The organism is Candidatus Neomarinimicrobiota bacterium, from assembly GCA_022567655.1.
Taxonomy (GTDB): domain Bacteria; phylum Fidelibacterota; class SORT01; order SORT01; family SORT01; genus JADFGO01.
In genome coordinates this window covers 1-13,924 of sequence record JADFGO010000059.1, presented here as the reverse complement: position 1 = coordinate 13,924, position 13,924 = coordinate 1, and the positions used below count along the sequence as shown (strand labels likewise).

14 protein-coding genes are annotated in these 13,924 nt (G+C 44.7%); 1 reads left to right on the top strand and 13 read right to left on the bottom strand.

What is annotated here, in order from left to right:
• The 13 genes from IID12_07070 to IID12_07010 form a co-directional block, all read right to left on the bottom strand.
• A partial coding sequence (locus tag IID12_07070; protein ID MCH8288852.1) for a hypothetical protein occupies positions 1 to 997 on the bottom strand: 997 nt, incomplete at its 3' end.
• 12 nt (positions 998 to 1,009) lie between these two features.
• Positions 1,010 to 1,828, bottom strand: coding sequence for a cytochrome c biogenesis protein CcsA (gene ccsA, locus IID12_07065; protein MCH8288851.1), 819 nt, complete (start codon positions 1,826 to 1,828; stop codon positions 1,010 to 1,012).
• Between the two features lie 563 nt (positions 1,829 to 2,391).
• The gene (locus IID12_07060; protein ID MCH8288850.1) at positions 2,392 to 4,365 is read right to left on the bottom strand and encodes a (Fe-S)-binding protein; all 1,974 of its coding nucleotides are present in this window, start codon (positions 4,363 to 4,365) and stop codon (positions 2,392 to 2,394) included.
• A 183-nt stretch (positions 4,366 to 4,548) separates the two neighbouring features.
• Entirely contained in the window at positions 4,549 to 5,883 is a 1,335-nt protein-coding gene (locus tag IID12_07055; protein MCH8288849.1) for a class II fructose-bisphosphate aldolase, read from the bottom strand.
• Positions 5,884 to 5,916: 33 nt separating this feature from the next.
• Positions 5,917 to 6,261 carry an arsenate reductase family protein gene (locus IID12_07050; protein ID MCH8288848.1) on the bottom strand — a complete coding sequence of 115 codons (345 nt, stop codon included), beginning with the start codon at positions 6,259 to 6,261 and terminating at the stop codon, positions 5,917 to 5,919.
• A gap of 118 nt (positions 6,262 to 6,379) precedes the next feature.
• Positions 6,380 to 6,637: a ferredoxin family protein gene (locus IID12_07045; protein ID MCH8288847.1), complete on the bottom strand. Its 258-nt coding sequence runs from the start codon at positions 6,635 to 6,637 to the stop codon at positions 6,380 to 6,382.
• A gap of 150 nt (positions 6,638 to 6,787) precedes the next feature.
• Positions 6,788 to 7,213, bottom strand: a complete 426-nt coding sequence (locus IID12_07040) for an SUF system NifU family Fe-S cluster assembly protein (protein MCH8288846.1) — start codon at positions 7,211 to 7,213, stop codon at positions 6,788 to 6,790.
• The gene (locus IID12_07035) at positions 7,210 to 8,430 is read right to left on the bottom strand and encodes a cysteine desulfurase (GenBank protein MCH8288845.1); all 1,221 of its coding nucleotides are present in this window, start codon (positions 8,428 to 8,430) and stop codon (positions 7,210 to 7,212) included. Before IID12_07035 ends, IID12_07040 begins: the two co-directional genes overlap by 4 nt.
• Positions 8,431 to 8,442: 12 nt before the next feature.
• Positions 8,443 to 8,754: a non-heme iron oxygenase ferredoxin subunit gene (locus IID12_07030; protein MCH8288844.1), complete on the bottom strand. Its 312-nt coding sequence runs from the start codon at positions 8,752 to 8,754 to the stop codon at positions 8,443 to 8,445.
• On the bottom strand, positions 8,755 to 10,107 hold the full coding sequence (gene sufD / locus IID12_07025; protein MCH8288843.1) for a Fe-S cluster assembly protein SufD: 1,353 nt from the start codon (positions 10,105 to 10,107) through the stop codon (positions 8,755 to 8,757).
• Positions 10,108 to 10,142: 35 nt separating this feature from the next.
• Complete coding sequence (sufB, locus tag IID12_07020) at positions 10,143 to 11,546, bottom strand: Fe-S cluster assembly protein SufB (GenBank protein ID MCH8288842.1); 1,404 nt, start codon at positions 11,544 to 11,546, stop codon at positions 10,143 to 10,145.
• On the bottom strand, positions 11,527 to 12,321 hold the full coding sequence (gene sufC, locus IID12_07015; protein MCH8288841.1) for a Fe-S cluster assembly ATPase SufC: 795 nt from the start codon (positions 12,319 to 12,321) through the stop codon (positions 11,527 to 11,529). Before sufC ends, sufB begins: the two co-directional genes overlap by 20 nt.
• Positions 12,322 to 12,360: 39 nt before the next feature.
• Positions 12,361 to 12,774, bottom strand: coding sequence for a DUF309 domain-containing protein (locus IID12_07010; GenBank protein MCH8288840.1), 414 nt, complete (start codon positions 12,772 to 12,774; stop codon positions 12,361 to 12,363).
• 658 nt (positions 12,775 to 13,432) lie between these two features.
• Between IID12_07010 and IID12_07005 the strand changes: the two genes are divergently transcribed.
• Positions 13,433 to 13,924: hypothetical protein (locus IID12_07005; GenBank protein ID MCH8288839.1), on the top strand; the 492-nt coding region annotated here is incomplete at its 3' end.

Below are 13,924 nucleotides of genomic sequence, written 5' to 3'. Positions count from 1 at the left end.
CCAATTTATCGATAAGTTCAAAAACCTCCTGCATCAGACGCGACCTCGAAACTATGCTTTTTGAGACGTCCCATTTGTCTGATTCTGTCCACTTAATGAATTTTTTCAGTTCCGGTTCGATGAGTTCTTCAACCTCTTTAACAGACTCCTTGCGCATCCGGATATTTCGCGATATCACCTCCTCATACGAATCGGAGTGAGTATAGTACAGAGTCGAAATCTCATTCTGAGACGGTATCGACACAGGGCTTTCCCCGAAATCAAGAATTAGAAATGGTGATTCCCTTGTTGAGAGTTCGTTTGCGATATTATCCCCTCCCAGATCTACCGAACCGGCTTTTCCATCTCCTATGACCAATATGTCGATTCCTTTATTATAAAGTTCTTTCAGACTCAGTTTACTTACAGAATTCATCGACAGAACTCCACGCTTTTCAAACACCTCCCTTACCCGGTTCCTGAAGGAGGGAGAGGCATGAATTACGATGTTCGTTTCATCGAGTTCGCCGAATATTTTGTTCGCAAGGTCTGCCGATGCCGAAATGCTGTCCACCGCGCCATCTCTTATTCCCGTCGAACCGATTGCCCTTTTCACAACCCTCGTAAGATCTCTGTGTAATTTTGAAAATATAGGACCGATACGGTCCGCCTCTCTTGCCGAACTCATTTCAGAGTCGAGTTGCCTGTACCATCTATCACTTCCGACCGGCTCTATGTCAAGCCCGCAGCTTAACCTGAAAAGCTTTTCAACCGACTCACCATGAGTGTAGGTCACGATCTTATCACTCAGACTCTCAAATTCTTTCTTCAATCGAGTAAATCTCAGATTCTCAACAGCTGAAACGACAAACAGGTAGACTAAATCTTCAAACTCGACTCTTATCGCCTCATCAGATTCGGATATTGTGCTTTTTTCTATAGAATCCAAAGATTTGTACTCGACGGATTCTTTATCCTTCGGTTTAAAATTCGGGTAAATGGCGCCTGAGATTTTCAATTTCTACTCTTTCTACGGAAACAGATGAAAAGTTGTCATCAGTATGTTTACTACAAAAAAGGTAAAAAATATCATCAGGAATCCGACCAGTGAAAGATACGCCGATTCTTTGGCGCCTAACCGTTTCAATAAATGTCTTAATATGAAATAACCGTATATAGCCCACGTAAGGATGACAGAAATTATCTTCGGATCAAAGAACGAAATTCCTGCTTCCGGCACCTGAAAAGCGTTGAAAAAACCTAACAACATTCCCGCTGTCAGGAAAACAAAGCCAAAATAGACTGATATGACTATTACCTGTGAAAGAAATTGTAAAGAAGGAAGGTTTATGTACAGTATTCCCAATTTTTGTCTTTTGATCTTTTGCGACAGCAGCAAATGCATAACTCCTGCGATCGCTCCTAAAGAAAATGCGGAGTAGGAGACTATCATGGATATCACGTGAATTTCAAATATCGCGTTCTCCAATATTGGTGATTGGACGGCGTCAGTTCTTATAAATATTGATGATATTCCCTGCAACAGTATGACAAGCGGAAGAAGAAATATGCCGAATGACCGGTCTTTAACGACGATTTCTATAAACATATATATCAGGGAGATCAGCAGGACGAAAGTCGTTAGAGCTCCGAATAGACTTCCAATCGGCAAATTTCCTGAATTGAAATACAACGCTCCCCAATAAAACAGGTGAATAACAATAGCAGTTTGCAACACGTTGACGGGTTTTAGCAGGAAACCTCTTCGTTTTCCCGTAAAATCGAGAGCGTAATAGTACAACGCTGCGATGTATGCGAAAAGAACTACGAATTTGAGTATCTGTACCATTAATTTAGCCGCCTATTATTTCTTAAGGTATTTAAGAACGATATGAGAGTCAAGAACGAAACTGAATGAGAATATTCATATCGTTTCATATTGAAACGCTAAATTTCATATTGAAAAACAATCGCAATTTAATCTGTACATTTTAAGTGTTCTATGTTATTGTTAATTAAAGGTTTATATAGTACAGTTTTCTTCGTTACGCTCATCGTTCCTACTGCTGCTTTTTATAGATAAATTGATATTATTTTGAAACAATATGTCTGTTCAACTAACGCCGGGTTGATTTCATGAATAATATTTGACAGTGAGACGCTCGAACGGTTTTCACGTCACCCTGAGCGTGGTCGAAGTGTGTAAGCTAAATTGGTTATGCTTCGACTCCCCGCCCGACATCTATCGGGCAATCTCGTTTTTTTTGGAGTGCTCCAGCGGAGTTCTCCGAGGGAGTCCTTCGTGACCTTCGGAACATTAACTGAGTTAATGCAGCATCGACACAGTCGGCGTGCTCCATGCCGGTAAATAGTGGAACAGTCTTCCTGAGCTCTTAACCGCTGACCGATAAATCAGATTGAATCGGCTACCACCTGTGCGATGTCCACCGTTTTCATTTGCTCGGCTCTACCCGTTTCATTGATTCCGTCCCTTATCATCGTCTTGCAGAAGGGACATGCGGTAGCTACCGTATCCACATTTATCGAAGCGGCTTCATCAACGCGGTTTTGGTTGACCTTAGGCGTAGTTTCTTCTAACCACATTCTCCCTCCTCCGGCGCCGCAGCAGAAACCGTTTTCCCTCGATCGCGGCATCTCCGTCATAGAAACCCCCGGGACCGAGGAGAGCGCTTCCCTGGGACTGTCATAGATGCCGTTGTGCCTCCCTATAAAACATGAATCGTGATAAGTTAAATTAAGTTTATTCTCTTTTTCCGGTTTGATTTTTCCATCCCGTATTAACTCCGCTATAAAATCGGTGTGATGCACGACCTCGTAATTTCCTTCCAGCTGGGGATACTCGTTTTTAATAGTATTGAAACAGTGCGGACATTGAGTCACTATTTTCTTAATTCCGTATTTCTCAAAAGTCTCTATGTTCTGTGAAGCAAGCACCTGAAAGAGGTATTCGTTTCCGAGTCTTCGAGCCGCATCACCCGTGCACGTTTCTTCTTTACCCAGAATCGCAAATTTTACTCCCGCCTCTTTCATAATTTTTATCATGGATGTCGATACGGGTTTATTCGCATCGTCGAGCGCTCCGGCACAGCCCACCCAGTATAGGACTTCGATTTCACCGGGTGAATCGTTCATCCTCGGAACGTCAAGTCCATCTGCCCATTCCTCTCTCTTTGATGAGCTTAAGCCCCAGGGGTTTCCATGCGTTTCGAGATTTTTGAATGTATTGTTCAGCTCAGGCGGAAAACTGCTTTTTTCAAGAACCAAATGCCGGCGCATTCCGACGAACCTGTCGATAAAATCGATAAAGAGGGGACAAGATTCCTCGCACGCTTTACACATCGTGCAGGCCCAGATTGTCTCTTCGGCGATCACACCGCCCACGAGCGACGGACCGCTCCATTCTTCCTTGGGGTGATTGATTAAGGTGGTTGATTTGTCGTTAAGATGGTCTCTCATATTTTCGTTCACGAGCTTTGGCGAAAGCGGTTTTTCGGTGGCGAACGCGGGACAGGCATCCTGGCATCTGCCGCACTCCGTACACGTATAGACATCAAGAAGGTCTTTCCAGCTGAACTGTTCGATTTGCGAAACGCCGTAATTTTCAGCGTTCTCGATGTCAAGCATCGGCAAAGCGCCGTAATTGAGAGTTCTGTAATAAACGTTGAACAGGGACGTTATCACGTGAAAATGTTTTGAGACCGGTAAAAAGGCGAGGAAAAATGTCAATGACAGCAAATGAATCCACCAGGATACTCTGAAGACAGCGCCGACACTGTCAGCGTTCATACCCTCAAAGATAATTGCTAATTTGTTCCCGAGCGGCGAGGTTGACAGCACCGTCCCTTCTGTCGCCCGCAGCAGCAGATCGGTAAACATCAGGATTCCGATGAGACTCAAAATCAAAGCGGCATCCCATGAAAGAGTTATCCTGGGTGGCTTGATCAATGTTCTCCTTACACCCGCCCAGAGAACCATCATTAGAACCGCAACTTCGAAGAAGTCGATAAACGGAAGATAAAGAATGCTGAGTAGATCACCCGGTCCGAAAAGAGGCAGGCTCCAATCGGGATAAAATCCTTTTCCGACAAAGTGTATCGAGTTTATCACCACTGCCATGAAACCCCAGAATATGATGGCATGCATGATCCCCGCACCGATGTACTTAGGGGCCAGAATTCTTCCCTGACCGAGAAAAAATTTAAAAACACCGGACAGTCTCGCACCTATATTTCCTGAGCGGTCCTCGCGAACGGCTAATCTGAGCACCTGAATTTTTCTGCTCATCAAAACTAAAAAGAAGCTGAACGACACAAATAGGATTCCCGCAAATATCAACATGGACAAAATATTCTCAATGGGATTCAAGAAATTTCTCCTTTTCTGTCAGATTAGTGTGATCAGCCGTTACGCTAATTTATCATACAACTTTGACTGTTACAAGATTAACTAAAGACAGTTCATAGGCACGGGATTGAAGACTTAGTTTAATCACTAAAATATAATCGAGAACCCTTGATCAATAAGGAAATTGCCTACAAAATCTACGGGTTAAACCTGGGTTATGTACTTATCAGTGTGATGCCGTGTATTTTCCACACCGAGTTTTTTGAAGAGGAATTCAAATTTGTTCTGTAAGTCACTGAAGATAGTCTTTTTTATATCGGCATCAAGTTCCCAAAACTCCCTTTTGAAGGGACCAAAGCCCTTTTTACGGGTATTATAGTAGAATTGTTTATCCGTCCACTCCTCCTTCCGTTCATCGGCATGAGCTTTGGAAAGGTGCTCATATATTGAATCCCGGAACTCCTGCGGCAGGGCGGGATGGTCAAAAATCAAATTCTGAAAAGCGGTCGCGAGGTGAATCTCCGCACATCCGACCTCCGGGAATCTATTGAAGACTTCATCCGGAAGTGTAGATGCTCCGTGTTGAACCGCACCGCACAACCCGTGCGTATTCCGGGCGCTGTCGGACAGGACTCCCAGAGTCTCAATATCAAGGTTCACGTCCGCGATACTCCCGTCGGGTAAAACGACTCCTCCGTGCGATGTACCAGTTTGAACGCTGATCTTGCTGATTCCGGTCAGATCAGCCGGAAGAGATTTGCTGTACCCTTCCATAAATGCTTCGAGTTCCTCGGGAGTACTGTTCTTTTTACCGACCTCCCCTATCTCGCCGCCCACTGAGACAGTGACGTTATACGGTTCATTTTCCCTTATAAATTCAGTTAAGAGAGCGCAGTTTTCGTAGTTTTCCCTCTGCTGTTCGGAAAGACCTTCCAGCTCTAAATCGACAAGAGTGGAAGTGTCGACGTCGATGTTATAAAAATCGGCGTCGATCGCCTCTAAGATCAGTCTTTTGATATCGTTCACTTCCGTTTCGCCGTTCTTGTTATAGGCGCTTGCCTTGATCTGGAAATGGTCCCCCTGAATGAATACAGGCCCCCTGTAACCGGTATTGATAGCTGCCGCACAGATCATTGCGGAGAATTCTGAAGGTCTTTGAAGTGTATACCCGATTTCGGAGCGGGCGATCTCAAAAATGAAAGGTCCGACGTCAAGCTTCATTGCCGCTCTGAAAACAGTGGCGGCAAAATGATGAGTCATCCCCCGGATGTTTATCGCCGGTACTGTAAAACCCGCCGCTTCTCCACGCCCCATTGCCTCATAGAGATTTTGAATTGAAGCGGGGTATGCGCCCAGATTTCTCGATATTGACCGGATAAGTACCTGGCACAGTTCTTTTACTCCATCCTCTTTGTGAAACAGGGCTGTTTCTATCAGGTTATCCATCACTTCACCGTGTAAACGCTCTTCATCGTTTACTTCGGGTGTCAGATCATCCCCTAAATCAACAATCCCTTTGATGGATTCCTTTAATTCCATTACGTTTTTATAGATCACGCTTAAAATTACCCGTTATGCTAATTCGTTTAAATAATCTTCGTCGAATCCGAAGGAGACACCATTAGAAGAGACGATCAGAGGTCTTTTAATCAGATTCGGATCTTCAAGCATCAAAGAAATCGCTTCCTCTTTTGAAGGAAGTTTCACACCCAAACTCTTTTCCCTGTATATCTTGCTTCTTGAGTTCAGATACGTCTTAAGATTGTCGCTGTGGATATTTTTCTTGAGAAATTCCGGTGGGGGAGGTGAGGATATGATGTCGACATAATCTATTTCTACGTCATGATCCTTCAGCCACTCAAGAGCTTTCTGAGTGGTCTTACATGTCGATTTACCATATACCCGTATATCGGTCAAAAGTTATATGTCCAATATCAAGTGTCGGGGTCAGAAACACACCTATTGAATCGACAGTGTTCGATGAGCAATACTGCTTTGATCGATATCGCCCGAACTGTTCAATACAAAAATTCGATTAGGCGAAATAGTCAGCGTTTGTCTTGGTGAATTTCTCCCATTCTGATGGCAGATCCGCCTCGTCAAAAATCGCGTCTACCGGGCAGGGATCTACACAGGCGCCGCAGTCTATGCACTCATCGGGATCGATGTAAAGCATATCCACTTCTTCAAATTGAGCTTCATCCTTGGTAGGATGGATGCAGTCAACGGGACAAGCATCTACACATGATGCGTCCTTTTCATCTATGCAGGGTTCAGCTATTACATATGTCATTTTTTTCTCCCTTCCCTAATTTGGAAAGCAATATTTAAGCCCCTATTTTTAAGTTCTTACTGAATTTAAATCGCTCGTTTACACAATGCAAGATTTTTTCAATGTACAGTGAAAATTGTTTGTTGTTATCAATTTTAGTCTGTTTTGAATCTACGATTTTAGTTGCCCGATCGCCTGTTTGAGTGTATCCCATCCTAAAAGTGCGCATTTTATCCGGGCTGGAAATTGCTTCACACCCTGGAGAACTTCGAGCTCGCCCATATCAATTTCCGGGTCTTCCTCACCTTTCATCATAGCCCGAAAATTTTCTACCAGCTCCAGGACTTCATCAGGAGTCAATCCCTTTATTTTGTCTGTCATCATAGATATAGAAGCCTGACTGATGGAGCAGCCTTCACCCTGAAATTTTATATCGGTAACCTGTTTCCCGTCCGTCTGTATATGAAGGGTAACCGTATCTCCGCACAACGGATTATGACCGTTGAATTCCAGTTCAGGCGATTCGAGAACACCGCGATTGTGCGGATTTTTGTAATGATCGATTATTACTTCTTTGTATAGGTTGTCTAAGCTCAATTAAATATCTTTTTTATCTTTTGGAGCGCAGCAATAAAAGTGTCTATCTCTTCTTCCGTATTGTAAATATAAAAACTGATCCGGCTCGTTGAGCTCACGTTAAGCCATTTCATCAGCGGCTGAGCGCAGTGATGCCCTGCACGAACAGCGACACCTTCACCGTCCAGCAGTTGTGCCACGTCGTGAGGGTGCGTGCCATCGAGGTTGAAGGAGATAATGCCTGAACGGTTGGTCTTGGGTCCATACACCTCGACCCCGCCGACCTTTGCGATCTCACTCACTGCATATTCGCAGAGTTTTACCTCGTGTTCATGAACCGCGTCCATTCCTATCTTATCCAGGTAATCTAATGCGGCGCCGTATCCTATAGCCTGAATGTAATTCGGTGTACCGGCTTCAAATCTCATCGGTGGTTCTTTATAGGTGGATTCATGCAAACCGACCTCAAGGATCATCTCTCCTCCGCCGAGAAACGGATTCATTTCTTCTAAGTGTTCTGATTTACCGTAAAGAATACCCACGCCGGTCGGTCCGAGCATTTTGTGCGCTGAACACACAAAGAAGTCGCAGTCTATCTCTGTCAGATCGACCTTGAAATGAGGGGCAGCTTGCGCTCCGTCGAAAAGTACCGGTACTCCGGCTGAATGTGCGATCTCGACAATTTCTCCGGCGGGATTTACATTACCGAGAACGTTTGAAGCATATGAAATGGCTACGAGTTTTGTATTTTTCTCTCCCACGAGCTCTTTAAATCTGTTCATGTTCAGCGAACTGTCCTCGTTCAGCCCGGTGAATTTCAGCTCCACGCCGACCTCCTTCGACAACAACTGCCACGGGACCAGGTTGCTGTGATGCTCCATCTCCGAAAGAATGATCGCATCTCCCTTTTTCAAATACTTCCTTCCCCAGGAATGAGCCACAAGATTTACCGATTCGGTCGTCCCGCTGGTGAATATTATCTCTTCAGGCTTCGGAGCATTGAAAAATTTAGCTACTTTCACACGTGCGTCTTCGTATGCTTCGGTGGACTTTTCGCTTAAATAGTGAATCCCTCTGTGCACGTTGGCATTATGCTTGAAGAGGTACTCCTCCATCATTTTGACAACAGACTTTGGTTTTTGGGTGGTCGCGGCGTTGTCTAAGTAAACCAACGGTTTGTCGTGAATCAATTGCGAGAGTATAGGGAAATCCTTGCGGATTTCATTTACGTCAAACATGCTCATAGATTATCATTCGTCGATGTTGACAAATATAACATCGTCTTCAATTTCTATCTCGAAAGTTTTAACAGGAACTACCGCCGGCATTCCGACTGCTTCGCCGGTAGTGACGTCAAATATGGCCCCATGCCGTGGACAGGTTATAAGATTTCCTTCAATAGTGCCCTGGTCAAGCGGCGCTCCATCGTGTGTACATACGTCTTCAATCGCATGAAACGAACCGTTTACGTTACAAACGGCAATCTTCTTTTCGTTAATTTCAAACGAATGCATACTTCCGACCGGAATTTCGTTAATTCCCCCGACCCTTTCACGCGGCATTCATACTCCTATTTTTTTATCGATGAAAGAGTAAATGTGTTCTCTGAGTATATCAGAGTCAATAGATTTCAGAACAGGACCGAAATAGCCGTTTATTATGAGCTTTTCCGCTGCGTGTCGTGAAATACCGCGGGTCATCAGGTAGAAGATCTCCTCTTCATCTAAATGCCCTACCGTAGCGCCGTGACTTGCTTTCACATCGTTGGCATTTATTTCGAGAGTCGGAACGGAATCCGCTCTCGCCTCGTCGCTCAAAATGATATTATTATTGGTTAGATATGAGTCGGTGCGTTGAGCCACTTCAAAGATTTTTATCAATCCCCTGAAGACCGAACGTGACTGATCCGTCAGCACGCCTTTATATAATAGATTTCCTGTCGTGTCAGGGGCTTCATGACTCATTAATCCCCAGAAGTCGTGGTGCTGTTTGCCGCTGCCGACGAAAAATCCCCGCGTAGTAGTCGATGCGCCCTGCCCCTTAAGTAATGTATCGTAAAAACTCTTTGTCACTTTTCCTCCGAGAGTACCTACAACCCAGTTAATGGAAGCGTCCCTCTCGACACGCGCTCTCTTGGTCGTAACGTCCACAACGTTATCTCCCCAATTCTGGAGCGTCATGTATTCTAATGATGCGCCTTCGCCGATGATTACTTCCGATACCGAAGAGTTTATTGAATCTGTCTCGTAATTTTTCGAGCGGCACTGTTCAATATATGTAGCCCTGGCTCCCTGTTCCAACACAATCAGAGAACGCTGAAACAGAGCCTTTCCGCCGTCCGTCATCAATATGTACGTCTTGAACGGTTTGGCAATTTCCACGCCTTTCGGGACGTAAAGAAATACGCCGCCGCTCCAGAGCGCCGCATTTAAGGAAGAGAATTTTTCCTCATCGACCGGAACGAGTTTCTCCATAAAGTGCTTTTGGATCAGATCGGGATAATTTTTAACCGCATCTGTCATACTGCAAAAGATTACGCCCTTTTCCGATAACTCGGGGTCGATGTCGGTAAACGTAATTACGGAATCGTGATTGATCAGAAGTCCGGGTTTGCACATTCCTCCGTTCTCTTCTAAATCGATAGCCTCATCCGACAACAGGGAAATTGCCTCCGCCGGAAACGCATCAAATTTCTTTACCGGTTCATATTTTGATGAGATCTGCGGTTTTGTACCCTTAAGGTCAAGGGATGAAAAATCCGTGTATTTCCACATCTCATCCCGAACGGTCGGCATCGGTAGATTCTCATATGCCTTCCATGCTTCTGTCCGCTTATCGCTTATCCAATCCGGACTCTCCGATTCCGAGGAGATACGTTCTACGTCTTTGAGATCATAATCAAAGAGTTCTGTCATTTATTATTTTCCTGACTCTAATTCTGGATAATTATTTAGCCGACAGAACCTTCCATTTGAAGCTCAATGAGCCTGTTCATCTCGACCGCATATTCCAAGGGTAACAACTTCGTAAACGGTTCGATGAATCCATTAACAATCATATTACGCGCGGTGTCCTGCGGTATCCCTCTCTGCATCAGGTAAAATAATTGATCGTCCGAGAGTTTGGAAACCGATGCTTCATGCTCTACTGTGGCTGTTGGATCCTCTATTTCTATATAAGGGTATGTGTCAGTAGCAGACTCTTCATCAAGCAAGAGTGCGTCACAATTCACAGTGCTCTTACAGTCTATCATACCTTCATGAATTTTAACCAATCCACGGTAAGTCGACCTACCCTTTCCTTTACTAATTGATTTCGATATAATATTAGAGGATGTGTTAGACGCTAAATGAACGACTTTGGAACCGACGTCCTGATGTTGTCCCGTATTCGCGAATGCTATGGAGATAACGTCCGCTTTGGCTCCCTTTTCCATCAAGAAAACCGATGGATATTTCATCGTTACCTTGCTTCCGAGATTTGCGTCTATCCATTCCATTGTGGCGTTTTCATATGCCTGAGCGCGCTTGGTCACAAGATTGTAAACGTTGCCTGACCAGTTTTGCAGAGTAGTGTAGCGTACACGTGAATTCTTCATACAGATAATTTCCACAACTGCTGAATGAAGCGAGTTAGTGGTGTAAGTTGGGGCTGTGCATCCTTCAATGTATTGAATGTTGGAGCCTTCATCTGCGATTATCATCGTTCGCTCGAACTGTCCCATATTCTGGGTGTTGATCCTGAAATACGCCTGCAGCGGCAATCCGACGCGTACTCCTTTCGGGATATAAAGAAAACTACCACCGCTCCAAACGGCAGTGTTGAGCGCTGCGAGTTTGTTATCCGCCGCCGGAACAACCGTACCGAAATATTTCTTCAGGAGCTTTTCATGCTCTCTGAGCGCGGTGTCGGTATCGACAAATATGACCCCCTGCTTTTCCCATTCGCCTTTAAGAGCGCCATAAACTGACTCGCTGTCATACTGAGCCTCCGCTCCCGCGAGAAACTTCCGTTCCGATTCGGGTATACCGAGCTTCTCGAAAGTGTTCTTGATCTCTTCCGGTACATCATCCCAGTCCGTCATTTTTCTGTCCGACGCGCGAACGAAATAGATTATATCATCGAAGTCGATATCCGAGAGATCGGCTCCCCATTTCGGCATAGGTTTTTCCAGGAATATTTCATATGCCTTCAGGCGAGTCTCGGTCATCCAGCCGGGTTCGCTCTTTATGGCTGAGATATCCTCAACAACTTGACGGGATAACCCTTTGTCAAATATTATCTCCGGTTTAACCTCATCGGAGAATCCGTATTTATATTCGCTTAATCCTATATCACTTGTTGATACTGCCATTGCCCTTATCCTTTCCCGGTTGACCATATTTCTCTTTCAACCATTCGTAGCCTTTTTCTTCCAACTTCTCTGCTAATTCATAACCGCCCGATTCGACTATTTTACCTTCGATCATAACATGTACATAATCGGGATTTATATAGCGCAGTATCCTCTGATAGTGCGTTATCACCAACACAGATGAATCCGAAGGCAGCAGCTCGTTAACGCCTTTCGCGACTATCTGCAGCGCATCTATGTCCAGCCCCGAGTCTGTCTCGTCGAGAACCGCCAGCTTCGGCTGAAGCACAGCCATCTGCAGTATCTCATTGCGCTTTTTTTCACCTCCGGAAAATCCTTCGTTCAGGTATCTGCCGGAGAATGATTCGTCAATTTGGAGAAACTCCATTTTTTCCTTCAGCATCTTTCTGAATTCCCAGATGCTCAGCTCTTCTTTTTTAATCGTGTTATACGCTATGCGCAGAAAATTATCTACCGTAACACCGGGCACCTCGGATGGATACTGAAAAGCGAGAAACAAACCGTTTCTTGCCCTCTCATCGGGAGACATATCAAAAATGTCCTTCCCCTCCATCAATACCGAACCGCCGGTGACCTTGTAACTCTCTTTTCCAGCCAGAGCGTATGCAAGCGTACTCTTCCCGGTTCCGTTCGGACCCATAATGGCATGTACTTCTCCCGGTCCGATCTGCAGATCGACGCCGTTCAGAATCTGCTTATCGTCTATACTTACATGGAGGTCTTGTATCGTTAACAAGCCGTTCTTTTCAGTCATATTTGTTCTTTCTAATCCTTTCTTAAATTATCGGCTGCGTCAGGCAGCAGCTAAAATCTTTTTCTCGTCGTACCGGAATTTGGGGAACGTACCGAAATCGCGGTCGCTGTCGGGACTGTCAAGCATAAATTTGGTACGGTCTATCCAGTCCTTTAAGGAAATCAAAAGCTCCGGCACACTGATTCCTTCATCGATTTCCGAATAGTCCGACAGTTTCACGTATGCCTTGCTGAGCTGCCGGAACGCCCCGACATGGTTTGAATCTCTTAGGTGGTAAAAACCTACCGCCACGTGTATCAATCCCTGAAGAAACCGCCTCAAATCTCCCCCCTTGTCCATCCAGATTTCCTCGAGAGTTTCGTGACAGGCAAAATACTTCCCCCTGTTGTGTTCCTCAAGACCCTTTATAAGCTCACGCCGTTCATCTATAGTCAATATCGCTAACAATTCCATCTTTCTTAAGCTATTGTAATCACTTACCTTAACAAATTACGACAACTTTTGTCTGAATTGAATATACTTAGGTGAATGCTTATTGGCAAGGGAAATTTTCATCTTTAACATACTCGCTTGATCGCACTAATAAACCGTTAAAACGGTTACAGATTATGCTTTCGTATATCAATAACCCCTAACTTAAGTTAGGGGCTAATAAGAATCATCAATTTCCGATAACCATTTTAATGGTTTTCTTGTGCGAGTCAGGATTTATCCTGACCGCACGATATAGAACAAGTGTCATGCTGAGCGTAGTCGAAGCATGATATCCGCTGTCATAAACCCTTCGACTCCCCGCCTTGTGGTGACAATTCGTCCTGCCCGACTTCTTGCCCGTCAGACCGATGCCGGGCTGGCCAGGCGGGCAAGGAGGAGAACACAAGGAGTGGTTAATTTATAAATGCGGTCAGGATAAATCCTGACTCGCACCCGTTATTGGCTGATAACAGGTGTGGCGCAGGCACCTGCGGTGACGGCGCCACATTGGAGAGAGTTATTGTGGCTAATGCTAAATAGTTCTTGTGTTAATCATTTCACAGATAATATTTTGCTAAGCGAAGAATCAATAATGCATAATTTGTTGACAACTATATTATGATTGAAATCAATCTTAATGATAGTAAATGGTATTATCGGCATTCCCTCGTTTCTTCAGGATAAAAAAACATACGAGGATCGGGGAATAGATGCTATGTGGAGTTCACCCTTGAATCAGCGCTCGAAAACAGGTCCTCAATATGTTCAACGCGGTAGCATGAATGTTCTTGCAATCCTTGTTGATTTCTCAGACAATCCTAGTCAGGTAGATGCAACATACTTCGACGATCTTTTATTCGGTACCGGGTTCGGAAGCATGGGCCACTATTTCAATGCTGTAAGTTATGGCAATCTCGACATCATCAGCGTAAATATGCCGAGCGCAATTGGCTGGAGGTCATCCTCCCAATCTTATGCGTACTATGTCGATGGACAGAACGGATTTGGCAGTTATCCTAAGAATTCACAAGGTATGGCAGAAGATGTGATTAACATTGTCGATGGTGTCGTGGATTTTTCGAATTACGACAATGATGGCGACGGTTATGTCGATGGTATCTTTATCATT